General features: G+C 67.2%; 22 protein-coding genes. 14 read left to right on the top strand and 8 right to left on the bottom strand.

The features are described from left to right. Nucleotides 1-178: 178 nt before the first annotated feature. Nucleotides 179-1,030: a CHAD domain-containing protein gene (locus IM760_RS14920; protein WP_204430803.1), complete on the top strand. Its 852-nt coding sequence runs from the start codon at nucleotides 179-181 to the stop codon at nucleotides 1,028-1,030. 13 nt (nucleotides 1,031-1,043) lie between these two features. Here the strand turns inward: IM760_RS14920 and IM760_RS14915 are convergent, their stop codons facing one another. The 6 genes from IM760_RS14915 to IM760_RS14890 all read right to left on the bottom strand — a co-directional run bounded on the left by IM760_RS14915 (nucleotide 1,044) and on the right by IM760_RS14890 (nucleotide 5,128). Next, nucleotides 1,044-1,370 (bottom strand): hypothetical protein, encoded by a 327-nt coding sequence (locus IM760_RS14915; protein WP_239549868.1) that lies wholly within the window; start codon nucleotides 1,368-1,370, stop codon nucleotides 1,044-1,046. Beyond that, complete coding sequence (locus tag IM760_RS14910; protein ID WP_204430799.1) at nucleotides 1,370-2,104, bottom strand: glutathione S-transferase; 735 nt, start codon at nucleotides 2,102-2,104, stop codon at nucleotides 1,370-1,372. The genes IM760_RS14915 and IM760_RS14910 overlap by 1 nt, the downstream gene beginning before the upstream one ends. 74 nt (nucleotides 2,105-2,178) lie before the next feature. Then, nucleotides 2,179-3,126, bottom strand: a complete 948-nt coding sequence (locus IM760_RS14905; RefSeq protein ID WP_204430797.1) for a cation diffusion facilitator family transporter — start codon at nucleotides 3,124-3,126, stop codon at nucleotides 2,179-2,181. Nucleotides 3,127-3,194: 68 nt separating this feature from the next. After that, on the bottom strand, nucleotides 3,195-3,671 hold the full coding sequence (locus IM760_RS14900) for a hypothetical protein (protein WP_204430796.1): 477 nt from the start codon (nucleotides 3,669-3,671) through the stop codon (nucleotides 3,195-3,197). 4 nt (nucleotides 3,672-3,675) lie between these two features. Then, on the bottom strand, nucleotides 3,676-3,939 hold the full coding sequence (locus IM760_RS14895; RefSeq protein ID WP_228235219.1) for an ElaB/YgaM/YqjD family protein: 264 nt from the start codon (nucleotides 3,937-3,939) through the stop codon (nucleotides 3,676-3,678). A 181-nt stretch (nucleotides 3,940-4,120) separates the two neighbouring features. Further along, nucleotides 4,121-5,128 carry an isocitrate dehydrogenase gene (locus IM760_RS14890; RefSeq protein WP_204430794.1) on the bottom strand — a complete coding sequence of 336 codons (1,008 nt, stop codon included), beginning with the start codon at nucleotides 5,126-5,128 and terminating at the stop codon, nucleotides 4,121-4,123. Nucleotides 5,129-5,362: 234 nt separating this feature from the next. On the opposite strand from IM760_RS14890, the gene crcB reads away from it, so the two are divergent. Then, nucleotides 5,363-5,755, top strand: a complete 393-nt coding sequence (crcB, locus tag IM760_RS14885) for a fluoride efflux transporter CrcB (RefSeq protein WP_204430793.1) — start codon at nucleotides 5,363-5,365, stop codon at nucleotides 5,753-5,755. A 3-nt stretch (nucleotides 5,756-5,758) separates the two neighbouring features. Here the strand turns inward: crcB and IM760_RS14880 are convergent, their stop codons facing one another. After that, a complete protein-coding gene (locus IM760_RS14880) occupies nucleotides 5,759-6,727 on the bottom strand; it encodes an AraC family transcriptional regulator N-terminal domain-containing protein (protein ID WP_204430792.1) in 969 nt (322 codons plus the stop codon). A gap of 372 nt (nucleotides 6,728-7,099) precedes the next feature. Here IM760_RS14880 and IM760_RS14875 point away from each other — a divergent pair, with 372 nt between their 5' ends. The 12 genes from IM760_RS14875 (at nucleotide 7,100) to IM760_RS14820 (ending at nucleotide 22,761) form a co-directional block, all read left to right on the top strand. Next, nucleotides 7,100-8,284 carry an efflux RND transporter periplasmic adaptor subunit gene (locus tag IM760_RS14875; protein ID WP_204430790.1) on the top strand — a complete coding sequence of 395 codons (1,185 nt, stop codon included), beginning with the start codon at nucleotides 7,100-7,102 and terminating at the stop codon, nucleotides 8,282-8,284. Between the two features lie 102 nt (nucleotides 8,285-8,386). Further along, nucleotides 8,387-11,572, top strand: coding sequence for an efflux RND transporter permease subunit (locus IM760_RS14870; protein ID WP_204430788.1), 3,186 nt, complete (start codon nucleotides 8,387-8,389; stop codon nucleotides 11,570-11,572). Beyond that, entirely contained in the window at nucleotides 11,565-13,004 is a 1,440-nt protein-coding gene (locus IM760_RS14865) for an efflux transporter outer membrane subunit (RefSeq protein ID WP_228235227.1), read from the top strand. Before IM760_RS14870 ends, IM760_RS14865 begins: the two co-directional genes overlap by 8 nt. 92 nt (nucleotides 13,005-13,096) lie before the next feature. Next, entirely contained in the window at nucleotides 13,097-13,945 is an 849-nt protein-coding gene (bla, locus tag IM760_RS14860) for a class A beta-lactamase (RefSeq protein WP_204430846.1), read from the top strand. A gap of 82 nt (nucleotides 13,946-14,027) precedes the next feature. Beyond that, nucleotides 14,028-14,600: a TetR/AcrR family transcriptional regulator gene (locus IM760_RS14855; RefSeq protein ID WP_204430785.1), complete on the top strand. Its 573-nt coding sequence runs from the start codon at nucleotides 14,028-14,030 to the stop codon at nucleotides 14,598-14,600. A gap of 352 nt (nucleotides 14,601-14,952) precedes the next feature. Then, entirely contained in the window at nucleotides 14,953-16,305 is a 1,353-nt protein-coding gene (locus tag IM760_RS14850; RefSeq protein WP_204430783.1) for a short-chain fatty acid transporter, read from the top strand. Nucleotides 16,306-16,336: 31 nt separating this feature from the next. Further along, complete coding sequence (locus IM760_RS14845; RefSeq protein ID WP_204430780.1) at nucleotides 16,337-18,301, top strand: acetoacetate--CoA ligase; 1,965 nt, start codon at nucleotides 16,337-16,339, stop codon at nucleotides 18,299-18,301. After that, on the top strand, nucleotides 18,298-19,452 hold the full coding sequence (locus IM760_RS14840; protein ID WP_204430777.1) for a thiolase family protein: 1,155 nt from the start codon (nucleotides 18,298-18,300) through the stop codon (nucleotides 19,450-19,452). The genes IM760_RS14845 and IM760_RS14840 overlap by 4 nt, the downstream gene beginning before the upstream one ends. A 2-nt stretch (nucleotides 19,453-19,454) precedes the next feature. Beyond that, on the top strand, nucleotides 19,455-19,880 hold the full coding sequence (locus tag IM760_RS14835) for a Zn-ribbon domain-containing OB-fold protein (RefSeq protein ID WP_204430773.1): 426 nt from the start codon (nucleotides 19,455-19,457) through the stop codon (nucleotides 19,878-19,880). Then, nucleotides 19,880-21,055, top strand: a complete 1,176-nt coding sequence (locus IM760_RS14830) for a thiolase family protein (RefSeq protein WP_204430771.1) — start codon at nucleotides 19,880-19,882, stop codon at nucleotides 21,053-21,055. Before IM760_RS14835 ends, IM760_RS14830 begins: the two co-directional genes overlap by 1 nt. 33 nt (nucleotides 21,056-21,088) lie before the next feature. Further along, the gene (locus IM760_RS14825) at nucleotides 21,089-21,550 is read left to right on the top strand and encodes a MaoC family dehydratase (protein ID WP_228233647.1); all 462 of its coding nucleotides are present in this window, start codon (nucleotides 21,089-21,091) and stop codon (nucleotides 21,548-21,550) included. Continuing rightward, on the top strand, nucleotides 21,547-22,761 hold the full coding sequence (locus tag IM760_RS14820) for an MFS transporter (RefSeq protein WP_204430770.1): 1,215 nt from the start codon (nucleotides 21,547-21,549) through the stop codon (nucleotides 22,759-22,761). Before IM760_RS14825 ends, IM760_RS14820 begins: the two co-directional genes overlap by 4 nt. 179 nt (nucleotides 22,762-22,940) lie before the next feature. On the opposite strand, the gene IM760_RS14815 is transcribed toward IM760_RS14820, so the two are convergent. Beyond that, nucleotides 22,941-23,375 (bottom strand): MarR family winged helix-turn-helix transcriptional regulator, encoded by a 435-nt coding sequence (locus IM760_RS14815; protein WP_204430768.1) that lies wholly within the window; start codon nucleotides 23,373-23,375, stop codon nucleotides 22,941-22,943. Between the last annotated feature and the right edge of the window lie 64 nt (nucleotides 23,376-23,439).

The following is a 23,439-nucleotide window of genomic DNA, read 5'->3' as shown; positions in this document are numbered from 1 at the left end:
GCCGCGGGCGCCCGCCTTCAAGGCGGGCGTTTTCGTTGTGGGCTTCCCCGCAGCACATCCGGGGCTGTCATTTAGTTGTCACGGTAATTTTCCCGTGAAGGTCCCATAATCGGGCTCCCAATCTGGCTGCCCCGGGGGAACCTTCATGGGCCAAAAACCAGGCGACGAAACGGCGTTGATGACACGCCTTATCGAGGCCGCGCGGGCTCAGGACGAGACCGCTCTGACCTTGCTGAAGGACCAGACCACCCTCGACCCGGACCGCGTCCACGACCTGCGCGTCACGGTGAAACGGCTGCGCGCCCTGTGGCGGCTGATGGCCACCCAGGGGCATCGCAAAACCGCGGAAAAACGGGACAAGGCGCTGCGTGACGCCGCCCGGCGGTTGTCCGTGGCCCGCGACCGCCAGGTGATGGGGGAGACGCTGGACGCGCTGCGCGCGGGCACCCGCCGTGACTACGAACAGGCGGCGGTGGACGCGGTGCGGCGTATGGCGCTGCCGGAGGATCAGGCGGCGGTGGCGCCGGCCGCGCCGGAGGGCCTGGAGACGGTGTTCAGCGACGACCGGGCCGCCTGGGACGCGCTCACCGTGGAGGAGGGCACCGAGCTGCTGCGCAAGGGGTTCGGCCGCCTCTACGCCGATGCCCGCCAGCGTGGCTTCGAGGCCATCGCCGAGAACCGGGCCTCGGTCTGGCACGACTTCCGCAAAAGCGCCAAGGCGCAGCTCTATCTGCTGGATCCCATCGCCGACCGTCTCGATGACAGCGACGTGGCGATCAAGGATCTCAAGAAGCTGGGGCGCCGTCTGGGCGAGCTGCACGACCTGCAGGTGCTCGAGGAGTTTCTGCGGCAGGCACGCAAGGAGGCGGACGACAAGGAACCCTTCGCCCATGTGCGGCAGATGATCGGCCGCCGGGAGGCGGCCGTGGTGGAAGACTGCGAGAAACGCACCCGGCGTTTCTTCGGGCCCAAGCCCAAGGCGTTCCGTCAGGCCCTGCGCCAGGCGTTGAACCTGAAAAAAGGCGGCTGAAAACCGCGCCGGATCAGGACGGTTCGTCCTCGTCCTCCTGGTCCGGCGCCGACGGCTCGAAGGCGCGTTTGTCGTCGGGCAGCGCCACCCGGTCACCCACTTTCAGATCACCGTGACGGTCGGCGCGCTTGCCGGTCTCCGGGTCGATGATCGCCGCCACCTCGCCGTGGCTGAGACCGGCGTCCCGGTCATAGGCCTCCACCCGCACCCGGACCACCCGACCCCGGTGGCGCGCCGACAGAATGCTGCCGGTGTGCGGTTCGGCGTCGATGTTCGGGTCCTTGGCGTAATAGTCGGCCACGCTGTGCGCGCCCGGGTCGTCCCAGACAATATGAGCCATCACGGTTCTCCATCCAGCTCGGGATAATGACGGAATATGCCGTCTTCATTGAACGGCTGGCGCCGCTCGGAATTCAGATAGGCGCGGATCCGGTCCCGTTCGCTCACCCGCGCCACCAGCGCGTCGATCTTGGGCAGATCCGGTTCCAACTGACGCATGGCGCGGGGAAAGGCATAGCGCAGACCGGTGACGGTCTGGAACAGGGACAGGTCCACGTAGCTGTGGCGCTCGCCCACCAGATGCTCCGCGCCCCGGGGATTCTGCTCCAGCACCTGCTCGAAGTATTCCAGAAAGCGCGGCAGACGATGGCGGCGGAACAGCTCGGCGCGGCGCCCGGCCTCGTCCCGCTGGTCCTCGTAGTAAAGGGTGGACGACAGCGGGTGGTGCACGTCGTGGATTTCGGCGACGAAGTCGGTGAGCGTGAGCTGCAGCCCGTGGGCCCAGTCCCGCTGGTCCTCGTCCTCGTCGATCAACCCCAGGCGCGGCGCCAGGAATCGCAGGATGTTGGCGACATGGGAAATCACCCGGTCGCCGGCTTTCAGAAAGGGCGGCGCGAACGGCGGACGCGGCGTGGCGTCGCCGCTCAGATACATCTCCAGGGCCGGCACCCCCTGGTCCTGGTCCGGCGAACCCCGGCCCACGTCCAGGTACTCGGCACCGGCGTCTTCCAGGGCCAGGCGCACATATTCGCCGCGTCCCTGAATGCCCGGCCAATAGAACAGTTCGTAGCGCATCACGGTCTCCCTGCTCGTTCCTGTCGACCTTCAAACCCTAGGCCAACCATCGGACCCGCGTCCAGCGGGCCGCTTCAGGACTGGGCCACGCCATCGTCCCCCCGGCCGCCCTCGCAGGGTTCCGCCCAGCGCGGGTCGGCGGTGAACACGGTATCGGTCACGGTATTCGGGTATACCTCGGTCACCGCCCGGCGCAACCGCTCGCGGATCGCGTCCAGCGCCGCCAGGCCGCCCGCCGGCGGATAGTCCGCCGGCAGCACCACATGGGTCATCACGTAAAGCTGGCGGCCGGGGCGCACCATGCGCACCTCCAGCTGACGCACCGGCAGGTCCGCCAGCGCCGCGTCGATGGCGGCGCGCACCGGCCGGCGCAGGGTGCGGGGCGGGGCCCGGTTGAGCAGCTCCATCAGCGCGCCACGGGCCATACGGATGGGCATGCCCAGGCAGAACAGCACCACCGCGATCACCAGCACCGAATCCACATAGGGCACGATCTGGTGCCACCCGAGCCAGCGGGCCACCGGGATAAAGCAGAAGGTCAGCAGCACCGAGCCGGAAATCAGCGAATTGATCAGCCAGTTCTCGAAATCCGCCCGCACCAGGGGCGTGTCCAGCCGCGCCCGGGCACGGTGCAGGGTCCAGGCGGTGAACGAGCAGGTCAGGGTGGCGAACAAGGCATAGAGAATGGCCGGGCCGGCGACGATGGCGCGGCCACCGGAGAACAGCGCCAGCACCGCGTCGCCCAGGGCGAACAGGGACACACCCAGAATCAGCAGTCCCTTGCCGGCGTTCACCAGGGACTCGAAATAGCCGTAGCCGAAGGGGAACTTACGGTCGTCCGGCTGGATGGTCAGGGCGCTGATGCGCACCGTGACCAGGGCCACCAGGAAGTAGACCAGATTGAACAGGCCGTCCAGAAGGATGGCCTTGGAGTGGGTAATGCTGGCGGCGGTGACCGCCGCGCTCCCCACGATCAGGGCCATCAAGGCGGACAGGATCAATACGCCGCGTTCGGTTTTCATTACCACCCTCGTGTCGCCGGAAACGAAAAAACGAAAGGCGATCAGTGTACCCGAACGGGCTGTGGGGCTCAGTCCTGGTCATTGGAATAACCGCGGTAGGCCTCCAGCGCCTTGCGCGTCACCACCGGCCCGGCGGCGCGGGTCAGAAAGCGCCGCGTGCCCGGGCTGGCGGCGATCAGCACGCCGGCGGCCAGAGCGCCGATGGCCACCAGGCTGCTGTTGTCACGGGTCCAGCGCACCGCGCTGTCACCGATCAGCGGCCGCAGGCTGTCTTCCAACCGGGCCTCCGCCGCCGGCGTCTGGTGGCGGGACGGGGCCTCCGGTTTGGAGGCCACCGCCCGCCGCACCAGCAGGGCCAGCAGCACGGTCACCACCAGCAGGCCGAGGCCGGTATAGAGCGACGCCAGGGGCGCGCCCACGTGCGGCGCCAACGCCAGCCACCCCGCCGCCGCGAAGCACAGCAGCGTGGCCAGGCCGGTGAGCATGGCCAGCCACACCAGGGCGTTGAGGCTGAACAGGGATGAAAGAGGCCGGCGCAGATTCATGGCGTTATCGGCTGATCAGTTTGCCGAGCAGAATGCCCACGCCGAAGGCGGCGAACACACTGGTCAGAGGGCGTTCCTTGATGTGGGACCCCCACTCCTCGGTGTGCAACTCGGCACGGGCGCGCACGTCGTCCAGGTGCGCGCGGGCCTGATCGACCCCGGCCTGGGCTTTCTGCTGGGAGTTACGCTTGGCGGCCTCGGTAAGGGCGCCCAGGTCGCGACGCAGTTGTTCGATGTCCTTTTTGAGCGCTTCGGTTTCCTGGCTCATATCACCACCTCCTGTCGGTTTGGATGGATATCCTTGAACAGGCCTGAGCATAGACAACACGGGCGGTGGCTGCCTATAGACGCGGATCAGTAAAGCGCGGGAAAAAATGGGGGGAGGAGGCGTGGGAGGGCCGCCCGGCGCGGGCCGGGCGGCTTTGCAAAAGATTGCTAAAGACGGACGGTTAGAGGTGCTTGATCAGCTCGTCAGTGAACTCGTCGGTGGACGCGCTGCCGCCCAGGTCCGGCGTGACCACCCGGCCTTCGCCCACCACGTGGCGGATGGCGGCGCGCAGCCGCTCGGCTTTCTCGTTCATTTCCAGGTATTCGAGCATCATGCCGGCGCCCAGCATCAGCGCGGTGGGGTTGGCGACGCCCTTGCCGGCGATGTCCGGGGCGCTGCCGTGCACCGCTTCGAAGATGCCGCGGTGTTCGCCGATGTTGGCACCGGGGGCGAGCCCCAGACCGCCGGTGAGGCCCGCGCACAGATCGGAAAGAATGTCACCGAACAGGTTGGTGGTGACGATCACGTCGAAGCGGTGCGGGTTCATCGCCAGCTGCATGGCGCAGTTGTCGACGATCATTTCCTCATGCTCGATGTTCGGGTATTCCTCGGCCGCCGACCGGGCCACGCTGAGAAACAGGCCGGAGGTGGATTTCATGATGTTGGCCTTGTGCACCACCGTGACCTTGCGACGGCCCAGGCGTTGGGCGGCTTCGTAGGCGAAACGCATCAGCCGCTTGGATTCCTTGCGGGTGATGACGCTGCGCAGCTCGGCCCGTTCGCCGTCGTCGCTGACCATCTGGCCTTCACCGGAGTAAATGCCCTCGATGTTCTCGCGGATCGTCAGGATGTCCACGTTGTCGTAGCGCGAGCGCACCCCGGGGATGGACAGCGCCGGGCGCAGGTTGGCGAACAGGTCGAAGTGCTTGCGCAGGGTCACGTTGACCGAGCGGAAGCCCTTGCCCACCGGCGTGGTGATCGGGCCTTTCAGGGCCACCGTGTTCTTTTCGATCATGTCCAGGGTTTCCTGGGGTACCAGGTCCAGGCCCTGATCCAGCGCGGTCTGACCGGCGATGGCCCGGTCGTAGGCAAAGTCGCACTCCAGGGCGTCCAGCAGGCGCAGGGTGGCCGCTACGATGTCGGGACCGATGCCGTCGCCGGGGATGACTGTTACGCGTGTCTGCGCCATGGAAGAACTCCTTCGATTATCGGGTTGGATAATGGTTTGGCTGGCCTTCACCGTCGATACGACTTTCGCATCGCCGGGTGAACGGGCCGGGTCTGGGATCACCAGGAGGGCGCCAGTCTACCAGACCGGGGCCCCTTCGTGGGGCCGTGAAGGCAAGCTTCGTGCCAGAGGTTTCATAGCGCGGACTTCGGCGTCATCATATCCGGGTATTTTCGGTGGCAAGGGGACGGCCTGATGTGGTTATCGGTGGTGGCGATCTCGGTGGGGGCGGCGCTGGGCGCCAATCTGCGCTGGCTGTTGAGTCTGGGGCTGAATGCCCTGTTTCCCGCCATTCCCCTGGGCACCCTGGCCGCCAACCTGCTGGGCGGCTGGCTGATCGGCGTGGCGTTGGGCGTGTTCGCCGGCCTGCCGTCGCTGACCCCGGAATGGCGGTTGCTGGTGGTGACCGGCTTCCTTGGCGCCCTCACCACCTTCTCCTCGTTTTCCGCGGAGATGTTCATCAATCTGCAGGCTGGCCGCTGGGGGATGGCGGCGGCGGGCATCGCCGCCCATGTGGTGGGGTCCCTGTGCATGACCGGGCTTGGCCTGGGCATGGTGGCCCTGGCCCGCCACTGGCTGGCGCGCTGAACCTCAGGCGCGGGCGGTCTCCGGGTACTCGCCGCGCAGCTTGACCACGTCCGCCCGGGGCGGATTGCCGAACAGACGGCTGTATTCGCGGCTGAAATGGGACGGGCTTTCATAGCCCACCCGGAAACTGGCGGTGGCCGCCTCCAACCCTTCCGAAAGCATCAGACGGCGCGCCTCGTGCAGGCGCAGCTTCTTCTGGAACTGCAGCGGCGACATGCGCGTGACCTGTTTGAAGCTATGAAACAGGGACGACTCGCTCATGTTCGCCATGTCCGCCAGATCGCGTACCCGCAACGGTTCGGTGAAGCGGTCCTTGAGCACCGCGATGACCTTCGAGATGCGGTGCACCTGGCTGTCGGCCACCGCCAGCTTGCGCAGGCGCGGGCCGATCTCGCCGGTCAGCGCCCGGTAGAGAATCTCGCGCCGCGCCAGGGGCGCCAGAATCGGCGCGTCGGCGGGGCTGTCGAGCAGATTCAGCAGCCGCAGCATGGCTTCCACCTGTCCCTTCTCCGCCTGCACCCGCCCCAGCCCGCAGGCGCTCTCGGTGCATTCCGGATCGTCGTCGATCTCCAGGGCAGCCTCGCCCAGTTCCAGCATCAGGTCGGTGACTTCCTGGGGCTCGATGGTGATTTTCAGGCCCAGGTAGGGCTCCTCCGGCGACGCCCGGGTGACCTTGCCCAGCACCGGCAGGTGCACCGACGAAACCAGGCAGCTGAGCGGCCCGTAATCGATCTCCCGGTCGCCCAGCCAGATCGTCTTGGCGCCCTGGGCGATCAGACACAGGGACGGGTCATAGATCGAGGAGCCCATGCAACTGGTGGTGGAGTCGGCCCGGAACAGGTCCAGGCCGGCAATGGCCGTGGCATTGACGCCCTCGTTGGGGGTCCACTTCTGGATCTGACGGGAAAGAGTTTTCGCCAAGCGGTCGAGATCGGCGTCGGGCAGGTTGTGGACAGGCGGTCGGGCAGTCACGGGGGCATCCTCCGGTTGACGGTCAAGCGGTGGCTGGGTCGCGAAGCGCTGAGTATACGCCCGTATTCAGCGGCTTTTATGACAAAAAGACGGATGCTTGCAGGATTGGGCAAGCACCGCGCAGGAACGGGCAACCCACCTTCATGATGCCCTGAAACGGGGCCCGATGTCCGCGGGCCCGTACTCCCTTCCGGCACGGACTTTACAGGATCGGGCAAGTAAGCGGCAGGAACTCGATAACGGGGTGGCGGCCGCCGCCGCTACAGTACGCCTCCATAACCTCCCTCTCAGAACAACAAACGCTTCGGGCTTGACCTGAACTTAAGTTGAGGAATTACCGTTCATCGCTTAACGCATACGGAGTACGACACCATGGAAAATCTCAACGACGCCCCGGCGGCGAGCGCGGGCCTGTACTGGGGGCTGGCCACGCTGCTGATGGCGGCCCTGCTGGTCCTGGCCGGCTGCGACGCCCGCGGTGAAGCCGACGCCGCCGCCGCGCCGCCCGCCCCGGAGGTGGACGTGGCCCGGGTTCTGGTGGAACCGGTGACCCTCTGGGAAACCTTCACCGGCCGGGTGGAAGCCCCACAGACGGTGCAGCTGCGCCCCCGGGTCAGTGGCTATATCGATGAAGTGGCCTTCGAGGAAGGCGAACTGGTGGAGGCCGGCGCGTTGCTGTTCCGCATCGATCCGCGCCCCTACGAGGCGCGGGTGCGCGCCGCCCGGGCCTCGGTGAGCCAGGCCCGCAGCCAGCGTCAACTCGCCGAGGGCGAAGCCGGCCGGGCCCGCAAACTGCTGGACGCCCGCGCCATCTCCCGGGAGGAATACGACCAGCGTCAGGCGGCGCTGCTCAACGCCCGCGCCCTGGTGGACGAGGCCGAAGCGGCCCTGGCCAGCGCCGAGCTGGACCTGCAGTACACCCGCATCACCGCGCCGGTGGCCGGCCGCGCCGGTCGCGCCCTGGTCACCAAGGGCAACCTGGCCAGCGCCGACCAGACGCTGCTGACCACGGTGGTGTCCGTGGACCCGCTGCACGTCTATTTCGACAGCAACGAGTCCGACGCTTTGGGCGCCCAGAACCTTCTGCAAGAGGGAAAGAGCGCGCCGCTGCGCATCGGTCTCACCGGCGAGAGCGGCTTTCCCCACTCCGGCACCCTGGACTTCGTGGACAACCGGCTGAACCCGGACACCGGCACCCTCCGTTACCGGGCGGTGCTGCCCAACCCGGATGGCATTTTTAAGCCGGGCCAGTTCGCCCGCGTGGAGATGCCGGTGGCCCGGCTTGAGCAGGCGGTGCTGATCAACCGCAAAGCGGTGATGGCCGACCAGGCGCGGCGCTTCGTCTATGTGGTCGGCGACGACAACACCGTGGCCCGCCGCCCGGTGGTCACCGGTCGTGAAGTGCACGACCTGATCGTGGTTCGCGAGGGCCTCAAGTCCGGCGACCGGGTAATCGTCAACGGCACCCAGAAGGTGTTCGCCCCGGGCCAGCCGGTGGCGCCCAACCCGATCGCCATGGGCGCGCCCACCGGCGCCGGTGAAATCGCCAACCGCTGATCCCCGTTTCAGGCACTTAACCCAGGCACTTACCCAGGCAAATAACCCAGGGAACGACGCACAGGCGGCGGACACCGGTCCGCCGTTCAGGAGCCCTTTGTCATGAATTTCTCCCGTTTTTTCGTGGACCGGCCGATTTTCGCCGCGGTGCTGTCCATCATCATTTTCGCGGTGGGGGCGATTTCCATACCCAACCTGCCGATCAGTGAATACCCGGAGGTGGTGCCGCCCTCGGTGCTGGTGCGCACCGTCTACCCGGGCGCCAACCCCAAGGAGATCGCCGAGACCGTGGCCACGCCGCTGGAGGAAGCGATCAACGGCGTCGAGGACATGATGTACTTCAAGTCCGTGGCCGGTTCCGATGGCGTGCTGCAGATGACCATCACCTTCCGCCCCGGCACCAACGCGGAGGACGCCACGGTGCGCGTGCAGAACCGGGTCAGCCAGGCGCTGGCGCGGCTGCCGGAAGCGGTGCGCCGCCAGGGCGTGACCACCCAGAAGCAGTCGCCCACCTTTTTGATGGTGGTGCATCTGGTGTCCCCGGACGCCCGCTACGACACGCTCTATCTGCGCAACTACGCCCGTCTGCACGTGCGCGACCGGCTGGCGCGCATCAGCGGCGTCGGCGAAGCGCAGATCTTCGGCGGCGGCGACTACGCCATGCGCGCCTGGCTGGACCCGGAGCGCATCGCCGCCCGTGGGCTCACCGCCGGTGACGTGGTGGAAGCCATGCGCGAACAGAACGTGCAGGTGTCCGCCGGCCAGATCGGCGCCGAGCCGATGCCGGACAGCGACTTCCTGACCCTGATCAACGCCAAGGGGCGGCTGACCAGCGAACAGGAATTCGGTGACATCGTGCTCAAGGCCGGCGCCGACGGCGAGATTCTGCGCCTGCGCGATGTGGCGCGGCTGGAGCTGGGCGCCGGCGACTACACCCTGCGGGCGCGGCTGGACGGCCAGGACGCGGTGGCCATCGGCATCTTCCAGGCCCCCGGCGCCAACGCCCTGGACATTCGCGAGCAGGTGGTCGCCACCATGGACGAACTGTCCGAGCGTTTTCCCGAAGGCGTGGAATACCGCACCGTTTACGACACCACCATTTTCGTCAGTGATTCCATCCGTTCGGTGATCCAGACCCTGCTGGAAGCGGTGCTGCTGGTGGTGCTGGTGGTGACCCTGTTCCTGCAGACCTGGCGGGCGTCCATTATTCCGTTGCTGGCGGTGCCGGTGTCGGTGGTGGGTACCTTCTCGGTGCTGTACCTGCTGGGCTACTCGATCAATACCCTCACCCTGTTCGGGCTGGTGCTGGCCATCGGCATCGTGGTGGACGACGCCATCGTGGTGGTGGAGAACGTGGAGCGCAACATCGAGGAGGGCCTGACCCCGGTGGCCGCCGCCCATCAGGCCATGAAGGAAGTGTCCGGGCCCATCGTCGCCATCGGCCTGGTGCTGTGCGCGGTGTTCGTGCCGATGGCATTTCTGTCCGGGGTCACCGGTCAGTTTTATCGCCAGTTCGCGGTGACCATCGCCATTTCCACGGTGATCTCCACGATCAACTCGCTGACCCTGTCGCCGGCGCTGGCGGCCCGCCTGCTGCGCCCGCACGACGCGCCCCGGGACCGGCTCACGCGCATTATCGATGCGCTGTTCGGCTGGCTGTTCCGGCCGTTCAACCGCTTCTTCAATAAAAGCTCCGACAAGTACCAGGGCGCGGTGTCGCGCAGCCTGCGCCGGCGCGGCGCCGTGTTCGTGATCTATCTGGTACTGCTGGCCGGCACCGGCGCGCTGTTCAAGCTGGTGCCGCCGGGCTTTATCCCGATCCAGGATAAACAGTATCTAGTGGCCGGGGTGAAGCTGCCCGAGGGCGCCTCGCTGGACCGCACCGACGCGCTGCTGCGTCAGGTCACCGACATCGCCATGGAGATCGACGGCGTGGAGCACGCCATTTCGTTCCCGGGCCTGAACGCGCTGCAGTTCACCAACACCTCCAACACCGGACTGGTGTTCCTGACCCTGGCGCCGTTCGGCGAACGGGCGCTGAGCGCCGAGCAGATCAACGCCGAGATCGCCGCCCGCATCGGCGGGCTCAAGGACGGCATCGCCTTCTCGTTCATGCCGCCGCCGATTCAGGGGCTCGGCAACGGCTCCGGCTATCAGCTGTTTATCGAGGACCGGGACGGGCTCGGCTATGGGCCGCTGCAGGAGGCGGTCACCGCCTTCCAGGGCGCGGTGATGCAGACCCCGGGCATGAGCTACCCGATCACCAGCTACCAGGCCAACGTGCCGCAGCTGGACGCCGAGGTGGACCGGCTCAAGGCCAAGGCCCAGGGCGTGGCGGTCACCGATCTGTTCATGACCCTGCAGACCTACCTGGGCTCCACCTACGTGAACGATTTCAACCAGTTCGGCCGCACCTGGCAGGTGATCGCCCAGGCGGACGCCTCCTACCGCGACAGCGTGGAGGACATCGCCCGTCTGCGCACCCGCAACAACCAGGGCGAGATGGTGCCGATCGGTTCCATGGTGGACGTGCGGCAAAGCTTCGGCCCGGACCCGGTGCTGCGCTTCAACGGTTACCCGGCGGCGGATCTGGCCGGCGAAGCGGACCCGCGGGTGCTGTCGTCGGCCCAGGCGATGAGCGCGCTCACCGACATCGGTGAGCGGGTGCTGCCCGCCGGCGTGGACTTCGAGTGGACCGACCTGAGCTATCAGCAGCACACCCAGGGCAACGCCGCGCTGGTGGTGTTCCCGCTGGCGGTGCTGCTGGTGTTCCTGGTGCTGGCGGCCCTGTACGAAAGCTGGACCCTGCCGCTGGCGGTGATCCTGATCGTGCCCATGTGTCTGCTGTCGGCGTTGGTGGGCGTGTGGCTGATGGGCGGCGACACCAACATCTTCGTGCAGGTGGGTCTGGTGGTGCTGATCGGTCTGGCCTGCAAGAACGCCATTCTGATCGTGGAGTTTGCCCGTGAGCTGGAGCTGCAGGGGCGCGCCACCGTGGACGCCGCGCTGGAAGCCTGCCGCCTGCGGCTGCGCCCGATCATCATGACCTCGATCACCTTCACCGCCGCCGTGGTGCCCCTGGTGCTGGGCCACGGTGCCGGCGCCGAAGTGCGTCAGGCCCTGGGCGTGGCGGTGTTCGCCGGCATGCTCGGCGTCACCCTGTTCGGGCTGTTCCTGACGCCGGTGTTCTACGTGGCCCTGCGCAAGCTGGCCGGGCCGCTGAAGAGCGATCATGTCTCAACGATGGACGGCGAGGCCCATGGCCTGCCGGGAGAAAACCATGCGTAATGTATTATTGTCCGGCGCGGCGCTGCTGTTGTTGAGCGCCTGCGCCGTGGGGCCCGATTACCAGGCCCCGGATCCTCAGGCGCCGGCCCGTTTCGAGGAGGCCCGCGACAGCGGTGCCTTCGACGGCGAGCAGCGCCGTTTCTGGCAAGGGTTCCAGGATCCGCTGCTGGCGCAACTGATCGAGCAGGCCCTGGACGCCAACCAGGATCTGCGCGCGGCGCTGGCCCGGCTGGACCAGGCCGGGGCGCTGCTGCGCGGCGCCCGCGCCGACCAGTACCCGACCCTCAGTGCCAATGGTTCCGCCGGTGAACAGTATCTGGCGGAGGTGGAACGGATGGACCCGAACCAGGAGCGGGTCACCCGCTACCAGGTCAATGCCGCCGCCCGCTGGGAATTGGACCTGTTCGGCCGCCTGCGCCGTGGCCGCGAGGCGCGCCAGGCGGACCTGGACGCCGCCGGCGCCGACCTGGCCACCCTGCAGGTGGCGCTGGTCGGTCGCCTGGCCAGCGACTACTTCGAACTGCGCGGGCTGCAGCAGCAGCTGGCGGTGGCCCAGCGCAATGTGCGCAACCAGCGGGAATCCCTGGACATCGTGGCGGCCCGCCTGGACGCCGGCCGCGGCACCGAGTTCGACCGGGTGCGCGCCCGCGCCCGGCTGGACGCGATCCGCGCCACCCTGCCGGACCTGGAGGCGGGCATCCGTGAGCGCATGTACCGCATCGCCGTGCTCACCGGCCAGACCCCGGGGGCCCTGGTGGGGCAGCTGACACTGCCGGGGCCGCTGCCGGAGAGCCTGCCGGCGATTCCGGTGGGCAGCCCCGGCGACGCCCTGCGCCGGCGCCCGGATATCCGCGCCGCCGAGCGGCGACTGGCCGCCGCCACCGCGCGCATCGGCGTGGCCACCGCCGATCTGTTCCCGAGCTTCAGCCTGGATGCGCTGATCGGCTCGGTGGCGGCGGATTCCTCCGATCTGTTCAGCGGCCCGGCGGAGTCCCGCGCGGTGGCCCTGGGCGTGGACTGGACCTTCCTGGATTTCGGCGGCGTGCGCAGCCGCATCGACGCCGCCGACGCGGCCAGCCGCGCGGCCCTGGCGGACTATCGGCAGACCGTGCTGGAAGCGCTCGCCGAAACCGAGACCCAGCTGGTGCGTTACCAGCGCGCCCAGGTGCGCAGCGCGCGGCTGGAAGACGCCACCGAGGCCGCCGGCCGCGCGGCGGAGCTGGCCCGCACCCGCTATGAGCAGGGCTACATCGGCTACTTCGAAGTGCTGGCCGCCGAGCAGGAGCTGATCGACACCCGCGATAATCTGATCGAGAGCCGCACCGCCGAGACCCTGGCCATGGTGGGCATTTACCGGACCCTGGCGGGTGCGCCGCTGCCGGCTGACGACAATGAGACGCAAGCGGTTGAGGCGGTACCGGCAGGAGGGTAATTTGACCGCGTTGGCGCCACCCAGGACCGCTCGGAGGTAGCTTGCCGGGGTGGGTAAATCGTTATGAAGAAGGAGTGTTTGTGAGGGGTGATATGCGCGGTGTGGTGGTGGGTTTGGGATTGTTGTTGCTAGCGGCCACGGCGCGGGCGGACGATGCTTTGATCGCCACGGTGAAGCAGGTGGAGAACCGGCTGCAGGCCCGGGTCGGCGTGGCCGTGTCGGATCTGAGTACCGGCCGCGCCTGGCGCCACAACGCCGATCAGCGTTTCCCCCTCGCCAGCACCTTCAAGGTGCTCGCCTGCGGCGCGCTGCTGCATAAGGTGGACGCCGGCGAGGAGCGCCTGGACCGGGTGATCCACTACGGCGAAAAGGATCTGGTCACCTATTCGCCGGAAACCAGCCAGCATGTCGACACCGGCATGAGCCTCGGTGCGCTCTGCGAAGCCGCCATCACCCTGAGCGACAACACCGCCGCCAATCTGGTGCTCGGTCGCATTGGCGGCCCGGCCGGCCTGACCCTGTTCCTGCGCGGCATCGGAGACGACAACACCCGCCTGGATCGACGGGAGACCGAACTGAACGAAGGCACGCCCGGTGATCCCCGCGATACCACCACCCCCGACGCCATGGTCGCCACCCTGGGCGAACTGCTGTTTGGTGACGTGCTTGGCGAAGACTCTCGCCGGCAACTGCTGCAATGGATGAAGGACGACAAGGTCGCCGACGCCGTACTGCGCGCCGGTATTCCCGGCGACTGGACCATCGGCGATAAAACCGGCACCGGCGGCCATGGCACCCGGGGGATCATCGCCGTGATGTGGCCGCCGGGCCACGGCCCGGTGCTGGCGGCCATCTATATCACCGAAACCGACGCCACCCTGGAGCAACGCAACGCGGCCATCGCCGACATCGGTGAGGCGCTGGCCGGCGTGCTCCCCTGACCGCCGATGCCCGCCATGGACCCGGCGGGTGTTGGCCTTATAATGAGCGGCCGTGATTCTTCAGCGACCACCTCGGGGGCCCATGAACGACAATCGCACCCGGCTGCTGCGCGCGGCCGCGGATCTGTTCGCCCGCAAGGGCTTCCACGCCACCGGCATGAGTGACCTGGAGAAGGCCACAGGCCTGGGGCGCAGCTCCCTGTACCACTATTTCTCCAACAAGGAGGAAATGCTGTTCGAGATCACCACCCGCTATCTGCGTGAGCTGGTGGCGCTGGGGGAGCGGCTGCTGGGCGAGGAGATGCCCGCCGAACAGCGGTTGCGCCGCTTTTCCCGGGCGGTGATGCGCAGTGTCGCCGACGACCTGTCGGAGCTGACCGTTTGCTTCCGCGAGATGCACGCGGTGACCGGGGACAACCGGCAGGCGCTGCTGGACCTGCACCGCCAGTACGAGGGGGTGTGGGCGCGCATCCTGAGCGCGGGCTTCGACAGCGGCGAGTTCGAGCAGACCGATGCCTTGTCGGTGAAGGCGGTGCTGGGCATGCACCACTACAGCTACCTGTGGCTGCGCCCGGATGGCCATCGCAGCCCGGAGGCGATCGCGGAATCGTTCTGCGATCTGATACTGAACGGCCTGAAAAACCCCGACGCTTAGACTCTTTCGCTTTTAGATTTCCTTCCTTTATCGCCTTTTTGTGTACTGTGCGGTACAGGCGATTTCCTCTCCAGCCCGGTGATTCCGGGCGCTTCAAGGGCTTCCATTGGTAAAGCCGATGGAGCCGAAGCTCTTCATTGTTTTTCTTTATTTTTATTGAAAATCAGTAACTTAACCTGATTCTTCTGCGCGACTTCACGGTATTGGTGCACCGCAGGGGCGGGCTTTACAGCGACCGATCGGTCATTCTAGTGTATGGACCAGTCGGTACAGTCCCGTGTTTGTCGGGTCGGCCGACCGCAACGAAAGCGTTCGAATAATAAAACCGACACGACAGGTGGAGGACAACAACATGCTGCAGACCGCCGGCGCGATATGCGCGCGCGTTTCCCGTCAATTCATTCCCAACCCTTTTATCTTCGCCATTCTGCTGTCCGCGGTGGTGTATCTGCTGGGCATCGTCATTACTCATCAGAGCCCGGCGCAGATGGTCGGCCACTGGTACGACGGCTTCTGGAATCTGCTCCAGTTTTCCATGCAGATGGTGGTGATCCTGCTGTTCGGCTATGTACTGGCCAGCTCGCCGCCGGTGCGCCGGGCGGTGCGCCGTGCCGCCGCGTTGCCACGCAGTGCCGGCCAGGCGGTGATGCTGGTGACGGTGCTGGCGGTGGTGTTCGGCTTTCTGAGCTGGGGCCTGGGCTTGATCGTCGGCGCCATCGCCGCCCGCGAGGTGTGCAGCCAGGCCAAGGCGCGCGGCATCAAGGTGCACTATCCGCTGGCCGCCGCCGCCGGCTTCTCCGGGCTGATCATCTTCAACTTCGGGCTGTCCGCGTCGGCGCCGTTGCTGGTCAACACCCAGGATCACTTCCTGATTGACCAGGTCGGGCTGATTCCGGTGTCCGAGACCATCTTCTCGCCGGCCAACCTGATCACCTTCCTCGCCTATCTGATCGTCATCCCGCTGATTTACCGGGCCATGCATCCGAACCCGGACGACGTGCAGGAGGTGAGCGACGATGAAGCGGAGCCCGAGGCACGGAGCGAAGCGCGCCAGGAGGACGGCGAGACCACCCTGGCGGAGAAGTTGGAAAACGCCGCCATCCTTAACTGGATGCTGGTGATTCCCGGCCTGGGCTATCTGGTCTGGCATTTCTACAGCAACGGCTTCGACCTCAACCTGAACCTGGTCAATTTCGCCCTGCTGGTGTTCGGCCTGATCGCCTACCGCACGCCCATGGCCTATGTGAACGCCATCGACGACGGCATCCGCGCCTGCGGCCAGATCGTTCTGCAGTTTCCGTTGTACGCGGGAATCATGGGCATGATGGCCGGCTCCGGGCTGGTCACCGTGTTCGCCAACTGGCTGGTGTCGATCTCCACGCCGGGCACCTTTCCGCTGCTGGCCATGATCAGCGCCGGGGTGGTCAACCTGATGGTGCCGTCCGCCGGTGGCCAGTGGGCGGTGCAGGGGCCGCTGCTGATCCAGGCCGGCCAGAGCCTGGGCGTGGACAACGCGGTAACAGTGCTGGCGTTCGGCTACGGCGACCAGCTCACCAACGCCATCCAGCCCATGTGGATGCTGCCGCTGCTTGGCGTCACCGCCCTCAAGGCCCGTGACGTGGTCGGCTACACCGCGGTGATGATGCTGTTCGCGTTCGCCATCTTCGGCCTCGGCATCACCGTGCTGCCGCCGCTGTTCGGTTAAGTCTCCCCTGAGAAAAAACAGGAGTGCATCAATGAGCTACACGGACAACCTGGCGCCGCTGTGCTGGACGCCCACCCCCCAACAGGCGGCGGACACGCAGATCGCGCGCTTCGCCCGGCAGGTGGGTCTGGAAGGCGCCGGCTACGCCGACCTGCATCGTTACTCGGTGACCTGCCTGGAGGATTTCTGGGCCGAGTTCTGGCGCTTCGCCGCGCCCCTGGCCAGCGACTACGACCAGGTGCTCAGCCGCGACGGCGAGGCACGCATGATCGGCGCCCGCTTTTTCGTCGGCGCGCGCATGAACTTCGCCGAGAACCTGCTGGCCGGTGATGACACCGACATCGCGGTGGTGGAAACCGGCGAGGACGGCGTCGGCCGTGAGGTGACCCTGGCGCAATTGCGTGAGCGGGTGGCCGGCGCCCAGCAGGCGCTGCGGGCGCTGAACGTGGGCGAGGGCGACCGGGTCGCCGGGCTGATGCCCAACACCCTGGATACCCTGGTGCTGGTATTGGCCACCGCCTCCATCGGCGCCATCTGGTCGGCCTGCGCGCCGGAGTTCGGCGTCAACGGGGTGCTCGACCGCTTCGGCCAGATTGAACCCAAGGTGCTGGTGGCGGTGCCGCGCTACCGCTACAACGGCCGCCAGCATGACATCGGCGAGCGGGTGGCGGAGATCGCCAATAAACTGAACGTGGCCCAGCTGCTGCTGTGCGGCGACGGCGAGGCGCCGGGCGCCCGCGTCCCCGGCCAGCGGCTCGACGACCTGGCCCGGGGCGCGCCGGCGCGGCCGGACTATGTGGCGCTGCCGTTCAACCATCCGCTCTACGTGATCTATACCTCCGGCACCACCGGGCTGCCCAAGTGCATCGTGCACAGCGCCGGCGGCACTCTGATCACCCATCGCAAGGAGCACATGCTGCACTGCGACATCGGCCCCGGTGACCGCGTCCTCTATTACACCTCCACCGCCTGGATGATGTACCACTGGATGATCACCGCCCGCGCCAGTGGCGCCACCCTTGTGCTCTATGACGGCGCCGCCCTGCCCAAGCGCGACGGCGCCCTGGACCACGACATCCTGTGGCGCATTGCCGCCGAAACCGGCACCACCCACTTCGGCACCAGCCCCAAGTATCTGTCGTTGCTGGAGCAGGACGGCCGCCGGCCTGGCGACGACCATGATCTCTCCGCCCTGCGCATGGTGATGAGCGCCGGCGCGCCGCTCACCCAGGAAAACTTCCGCTGGGTCTACGGCGCGGTGAAGGCGGACCTGTGCCTGGCGTCGATCTCCGGCGGCACCGAAATCATGGGCTGCTTCGTGATGGGTAACCCGGCGGGGCCGGTACGCGCCGGCGAGATTCAGGTGCCGGCGCTGGGCATGGCCATGGCCATGCTCGACGAACGGGACATTCCGGTGCTGGGCCGCCACGGCGATCTGGTGTGCACCGAGCCGTTCCCGTCCATGCCGCTGGGATTCTGGGGCGACGACGGCTGGCAGCGTTATCTGGACATCTACTTCGGCGAGCGCGCCGACATCTGGACCCACGGCGACGTGGCTTACTTCACCGCCAGCGGCGGCATCGTCATCACCGGCCGCAGCGATACCTTGCTCAAGCCCGGCGGGGTGCGCATGGGCCCCTCGGAAATCTACCGGGTGGTGGAGGCTCTGGACGGGGTGGAGGATTCCCTGGTGATCGGCTACCCGGCGGAGGGTGGCGATATGGACCTGTGGCTGTTCGTGGTCACCGGCCCGGACCAGGCCATGGACGACGGCCTGGAAGAGCGTATTCGCTCCTCGCTGCTGCGCGAGGCGTCGCCGCGCCATGTGCCTAAACGCATCTTCCCGGTGCCGGAAATTCCCTACACCCTGAACGGCAAGAAAGTAGAGAAAGCGGTGCTGCAACTGCTCACCGGCAAGCCGGTGAAAAACAAAGGCTCACTGCTCAATCCGGATTGCCTGGATGAGTTCGTGGCGGTGGCGGAGGTCCGGGCATGAGCCACTGGGACTGCGCCATCGCCGGCATCGCCGAGCTCACGCCCAGGCGCCGCACCGAGGGTGAAACCACCCTGGGCATGATCGCCCGGGTGAGCGCCGAGGCGGTGGCCGACGCCGGTCTGGAGCCGGCCGCCATCGACGGCCTGCTGGTGGGCCCGCAGGTGGGCGAGACGCCCCAGCACGTGCCGGCCACGGTCAGCGAGTACCTGGGGCTGCGGCCCACCATGAGCAATGTGGTGGACCTGGGCGGCGCGTCCGGCGCCGGCATGGCCTGGCGGGCGGCGGCGGCGATCAACGCCGGCATGTGCGAGGCGGTGCTGTGCGTGCTGGCCAACACCCGCGAGCCGACGCCGCCGCGCTCGCCCAACCGCAATCCGATCCGCGAGTTCGATGTGCCGTTCGGCGCCTCCGGCGCCAACGCCGCCTACGCCATGATCGCCCAGGCGCACATGCACCATTACGGCACCACCAGCGAGCAGTTGGCCACGGCGGTGGCGGCGCAGCGCCGCAACGCCGCCCGCCATCCGCAGGCGATCTTCCGCGATGCGCCGATCACCGTGGACGACGTGCTCAACTCGCCCTGGGTGGCGGAGCCGCTGCGGCTTTTGGAAGTGGTGATGCCCTGCGCCGGCGGCGCCGCCTTCGTGGTGACCTCGGCGCGGCGGGCCAGGACCCTGGGCCAGCCGCCGGTGTTGTTGGCCGGCGCTGGCGAAAAGGTCACTCACCGGGCCATTTCCGGCGCGCCGGACCTGCTCTCCGGCCCGCTCAAACCGGCCATGGCGCGGGCCTTCCAGCAGGCCGGCGTGGACGCCGGGCAAATGGACCTGCTGTCGCTGTACGACTGCTACAGCATCATGCTGGCGGTGACCGTGGAAGACGCCGGCCTGTGCCCGCCGGGGCAGGGCGGCCCCTGGCTGGCGGCCCACGACCTGAGCGCGGAGGGCGACCAGCCGCTCAACACCCACGGGGGCCAGCTGTCGTTCGGGCAGGCCGATCTGGCCGGTGGCATGTCGCACATCATCGAGGCGGTGCGGCAACTGCGCCACCAGGCCGAAGGCCGGCAGATCGCCGACGCCCGCCACGCCCTGATCACCGGCAATGGCGCCACCATGAGCGAAGCCACCGCTCTGGTGCTGCGCCGGGAGGACTGACCATGACCATCGTCAAACCCGGCCCCCAGGCCAGCCCGCTGTCGCAACCGTTCTGGGACGGTTGCAGGGAGCGCCGCCTGCGCTTGCAGTACTGCCCGGATTCCGGCCAGTGGGTGTTCTACCCCCGCGCCCTGGATCCGCGCAGCTGGTCGACCCACCTTGAATGGCGCGATGCCAGCGGACGGGGCACCGTGGCCTCGTTCATCGTGGTGCACAAACCCGGCCACCCGGCGTTCCAGGAAGACACCCCCTACGTGGTAGCGCTGATCGACCTGGAGGAAGGCCCGCGAATACTTTCCAACGTGGTGGGCTGCGCGCCGGAGCAGGTGCGCATCGGCCAGGCGGTGCGCGTGCACTGGGTGGAGCAGGGCGGTGAAGTGCTGCCCAAATTCGTTCCCGAAGAGTTCGCTCACAAGGAGAAAGACTGATGGACGCCCATCTGGAACCGGTGCTGCTGGACGGCATCCGCACGCCGTTCGGCCGCTATCTGGGTGCCCTGGCGTCGGTGCCGGCGCGCGCGCTCAGTGCCGCGCCGGTGGCCGAACTGATTCGCCGCTATCCGGCTTTCCAGCGCGCCGATGGCGTGCTGCTCGGTCAGGTGCTGCAGGCCGGCCAGGGGCAGAACCCGGCCCGTTTGATCGCCGCCGAGGCCGGCGTCGACTGGCGGGTGCCGGCGCTGACCCTGAATAACGTTTGCCTGGCCGGCCTGGCCAGCGTCGCCGATGCCTCCCGACGTATCCGCCTGGGCGAGGGGCGGCGCTATATCGTCGGCGGCGGCGACTCCATGAGCCGCGCGCCCCATGCCCGGCTGATGCGCCAGGCGGAACGCCGTCCCGGAGAGCTGGCGTTCACCGACATCATGATGAACGACGGCCTCTGGTGTTCGCTCACCGACGAGGGCATGGGCCCGCTGTCGGAGCGCGCCAACCGGGATCTGGGCATCCGGCGTCCGGAGCAGGATGCCTACGCCGCCGCCTCTCACCAACGCGCCGCCGCCGGCGTGGAAAGCGGCTTCTTCGACGGCGAGATTCTGCCGTTCGACAACGGCTCGGCGCGGCTGGATCGGGACGAGGGCATTCGCGCCGACAGCAGCGAAGAGAAACTGGCCGGGCTGCGCGCCGCCTTCGAGGAGGGCGGCACCATCACCGCCGGCAGCGCCTCGCAAATGACCGACGGCGCCTCCGCCGGCCTGGTCTGTTCCCTGGCCGAGGCGGAGGCCGCCGGCGTCACGCCCCTGGGCCGGATCCGCGCCTGGGCGGAAGTGGCCGGGCCGGACAACACCCTGCATCTGAAACCCGCCGCCGCCATCGAGCAGGCGGTGGCCCGCGCCGGCCTGCAACTGGGTGACATCGATGTGTTCGAGATCAACGAGGCGTTCGCCGCCGTGGTGATCGCCAGTTGCCGGCACCTGGATCTGCCCGCCGACAAGGTCAATGTGAACGGTGGCGCCATCGCCCTGGGTCACCCGCTGGGCGGCACCGGTTTCCGGTTGCTGCTCACCGCCGCCCGGGAACTGCGCCGCCGCCAGGGGCGCTACGCCGTGGCGTCCCTGTGCGGCGGCGGCGGCCAGGGCTACGCGGTGGTGCTGGAACGACTTGCCTGAACAACACTGAATCATGAATGAAAAGGAGTACCCATGAGCGCCAATGATCAAGCCAAGGCCGTTAACGGCTGGACCGAGACCCGTCACGGCATGCCCCGTGAAGGCCAGATCGCCGAACGCAAAAAGGACGTCACCGAGAAAGACATCGAGCTGTTCAGCGAAATGAGCGGCGACTACAACCCGCTGCACACCGACAAGGCGGCGGCGGAAGCCTCCCGCTTCGGTGGCCTGATCGTGCAGGGCGGGGTGACCACCGGCATTCTCAACGCGGTGGTGGCCGAGGACCTGCCCGGCCCGGGCAGCGTGTTCCTCAGCGTGGAATGGAAATTCTCCAAGCCGGTGTACGTGGGCGACACCATCACCGGCCGGGTGGAAGTGCTCAATGTCCGTGAGGACAAGCCGTTCTGCACCATCCGCACCACCGTGGAAAACCAGGACGGTGAAGTCTGCATCAGCGGTGAAGCGGTGACCTACACCGCCGCGCTGCCACGATGAACAAGGTGGATCCGGCCGCCGTTGTTCGCCGTGATCCGCACGGCTGCTGGCGGGGACTGACGATCCTCGCCGGCGCTATGTTGCTGGGCATGACCACCTGGTTTTCCGCCACCGCGGTGGTACCGCAACTGCGTGAGCTTTGGTCACTGACGCCGGGCCAGTCGGCGTGGATGACGATCAGCGTGCAGCTCGGTTTCGTGGTCGGGGCCCTGGGCTCGGCGCTGTTCAATCTGGCCGACCTGATCCCGCCCCGGCGGCTGATGCTGTTCGGTTCCCTCGGCGCGGCGCTGGCCAATCTGCTGCTGCTCACCGAACCCGGGGTCACTGGCGCCATGCTGCTGCGCGGGCTCACCGGGCTGTTCCTGGCCGGCGTTTATCCGCCGGCGATGAAGGCCATGGCCACCTGGTTCAAGGTCAAACGGGGCACCGCCCTGGGCATCATGGTGGGCGCGCTGACGCTGGGTTCCGCCACCCCCCATCTGGTCAACGGCCTGGGCGGGCTGGACTGGCGGCTGGTGATCGTGGCCACCTCGGTGTTGACGTTGGCCGGCGGCCTGATCGCCGAGTTTCTGGGCAGCGACGGGCCCTTCGATTTTCCGCGCGCGCCGTTCAACCCGGGCCAGGCGCTGCGGGCGTTCTCGGACCGGCCGGTGCGGCTGGCGTCGATCGGCTACTTCGGCCACATGTGGGAGCTGTACGCGATGTGGGCCTGGTTCTCAGTGTTCATCACCCAGGTACTGCGCAACGACGGTTGGGCGGAGCCCGGCGGCACCGGCGCGCTGCTGGCGTTTCTGGTGATCGCCATCGGTGCCGTGGGCTGCTGGGTGGGCGGTGAACTGGGCGACCGCTGGGGGCGCGGCAACACCACCTCGGCGGCGATGGTCGTGTCCGGCGCCTGCGCGTTGCTGATCGGCTTTCTGCACAGCGCGCCGCTGCCCCTGGTGCTGCTGGTGGGCCTGGTGTGGGGCTTCGCGGTGGTGGCGGACTCGGCGCAGTTCTCAACCGTGATCACCGAGTTGGGCGATCAACAATACGTGGGCACCGCCCTGACCCTTCAGCTGGCCATCGGCTTCGTGCTGACGGTACCGACCCTGTGGTTGATTCCGGTGGTGCAGAACGCCTGGGGCTGGCCGGCGGCGTTCGGTTTGTTGGCCATTGGGCCGGTGGTGGGCACGGTCGCAATGCAGAAACTCAAGGAATACGAGCGCTAACTCGCGAAAAAAATTATGGTTCGGCGCGGCTACGGTCGCGCTTTTTTTAGTTGAAAGTTAAAAGTTGAAAGTTAAAAGGGGCGCCGATTTCTTGGCCCGCCCCCCTTTGGCTTTCGCTTCAAGCGCGGGCACGGCGGCTGGACCGGGACAGGCCCAGTGCGCGTTTCAACTTTTCACTTTCAACTTTCCTCCCGCAAGTTATCCAACATCCGGTTACCGGTCTCGATAAAGGCGTCCACCTCCTTTTTCGGGATGCCTTTTAGCAACGTTTTTGTGACTTCGTCCTCCGCCTCCTGGATGCGCGCCATCAGTCCCTGACCGGTCTGGCTCAGCGCCAGTAACTGGCTGCGGCGATCCTCCGGATTGGGGGTTCGGGTGACCAGGTCCATGGTCTCCAGTTCCTTGATCACCCGGGTGATCTGCCCCTTGTCGCGACCGGTAACGGCGGCGATGTGCTGGGCGGTGCAGGCGGGCTGGCGCGCGATCATTTGCAGCAGACGCACGTGCATGCCGTTCAGCGGCAAGTCGTAGTCGCGGATCGCCCGTTTGCTGCTGACCTTGAACTGGAAGGCCAGCTGCCAGAGCACCTGGCGGATATCGGCTTGGTGTGGCATGAGTTTTGGCACGAGGCTGTTGGTTGACAATATCAACCAATGAATTTATGGTTGATATTGTCTA

The organism is Alloalcanivorax marinus (genome assembly GCF_016906305.1).
In the GTDB taxonomy this organism is placed as follows: Bacteria; Pseudomonadota; Gammaproteobacteria; order Pseudomonadales; family Alcanivoracaceae; genus Alloalcanivorax; species Alloalcanivorax marinus.
This window is presented reverse-complemented; position numbering and strand designations above follow the sequence as displayed.

What these genes read in the sequence shown, in the direction of transcription:
- IM760_RS14910 (WP_204430799.1), bottom strand. Translation starts at nt 2,104, where the DNA reads ATGCGCTACGAACTGTTCTATTGGCCGGGCATTCAGGGACGCGGCGAA.
- IM760_RS14870 (WP_204430788.1), top strand. Translation starts at nt 8,387, where the DNA reads ATGAATTTCTCCCGTTTTTTCGTGGACCGGCCGATTTTCGCCGCGGTG.
- IM760_RS14820 (WP_204430770.1), top strand. Translation starts at nt 21,547, where the DNA reads ATGAACAAGGTGGATCCGGCCGCCGTTGTTCGCCGTGATCCGCACGGC.
- IM760_RS14850 (WP_204430783.1), top strand. Translation starts at nt 14,953, where the DNA reads ATGCTGCAGACCGCCGGCGCGATATGCGCGCGCGTTTCCCGTCAATTC.
- IM760_RS14845 (WP_204430780.1), top strand. Translation starts at nt 16,337, where the DNA reads ATGAGCTACACGGACAACCTGGCGCCGCTGTGCTGGACGCCCACCCCC.
- IM760_RS14815 (WP_204430768.1), bottom strand. Translation starts at nt 23,375, where the DNA reads ATGCCACACCAAGCCGATATCCGCCAGGTGCTCTGGCAGCTGGCCTTC.
- IM760_RS14915 (WP_239549868.1), bottom strand. Translation starts at nt 1,370, where the DNA reads ATGGCTCATATTGTCTGGGACGACCCGGGCGCGCACAGCGTGGCCGAC.
- IM760_RS14835 (WP_204430773.1), top strand. Translation starts at nt 19,455, where the DNA reads ATGACCATCGTCAAACCCGGCCCCCAGGCCAGCCCGCTGTCGCAACCG.
- IM760_RS14840 (WP_204430777.1), top strand. Translation starts at nt 18,298, where the DNA reads ATGAGCCACTGGGACTGCGCCATCGCCGGCATCGCCGAGCTCACGCCC.
- IM760_RS14865 (WP_228235227.1), top strand. Translation starts at nt 11,565, where the DNA reads ATGCGTAATGTATTATTGTCCGGCGCGGCGCTGCTGTTGTTGAGCGCC.
- IM760_RS14875 (WP_204430790.1), top strand. Translation starts at nt 7,100, where the DNA reads ATGGAAAATCTCAACGACGCCCCGGCGGCGAGCGCGGGCCTGTACTGG.
- IM760_RS14920 (WP_204430803.1), top strand. Translation starts at nt 179, where the DNA reads ATGACACGCCTTATCGAGGCCGCGCGGGCTCAGGACGAGACCGCTCTG.
- IM760_RS14830 (WP_204430771.1), top strand. Translation starts at nt 19,880, where the DNA reads ATGGACGCCCATCTGGAACCGGTGCTGCTGGACGGCATCCGCACGCCG.
- IM760_RS14905 (WP_204430797.1), bottom strand. Translation starts at nt 3,126, where the DNA reads ATGAAAACCGAACGCGGCGTATTGATCCTGTCCGCCTTGATGGCCCTG.
- IM760_RS14890 (WP_204430794.1), bottom strand. Translation starts at nt 5,128, where the DNA reads ATGGCGCAGACACGCGTAACAGTCATCCCCGGCGACGGCATCGGTCCC.
- IM760_RS14825 (WP_228233647.1), top strand. Translation starts at nt 21,089, where the DNA reads ATGAGCGCCAATGATCAAGCCAAGGCCGTTAACGGCTGGACCGAGACC.
- bla (WP_204430846.1), top strand. Translation starts at nt 13,097, where the DNA reads ATGCGCGGTGTGGTGGTGGGTTTGGGATTGTTGTTGCTAGCGGCCACG.
- crcB (WP_204430793.1), top strand. Translation starts at nt 5,363, where the DNA reads ATGTGGTTATCGGTGGTGGCGATCTCGGTGGGGGCGGCGCTGGGCGCC.
- IM760_RS14900 (WP_204430796.1), bottom strand. Translation starts at nt 3,671, where the DNA reads ATGAATCTGCGCCGGCCTCTTTCATCCCTGTTCAGCCTCAACGCCCTG.
- IM760_RS14855 (WP_204430785.1), top strand. Translation starts at nt 14,028, where the DNA reads ATGAACGACAATCGCACCCGGCTGCTGCGCGCGGCCGCGGATCTGTTC.
- IM760_RS14895 (WP_228235219.1), bottom strand. Translation starts at nt 3,939, where the DNA reads ATGAGCCAGGAAACCGAAGCGCTCAAAAAGGACATCGAACAACTGCGT.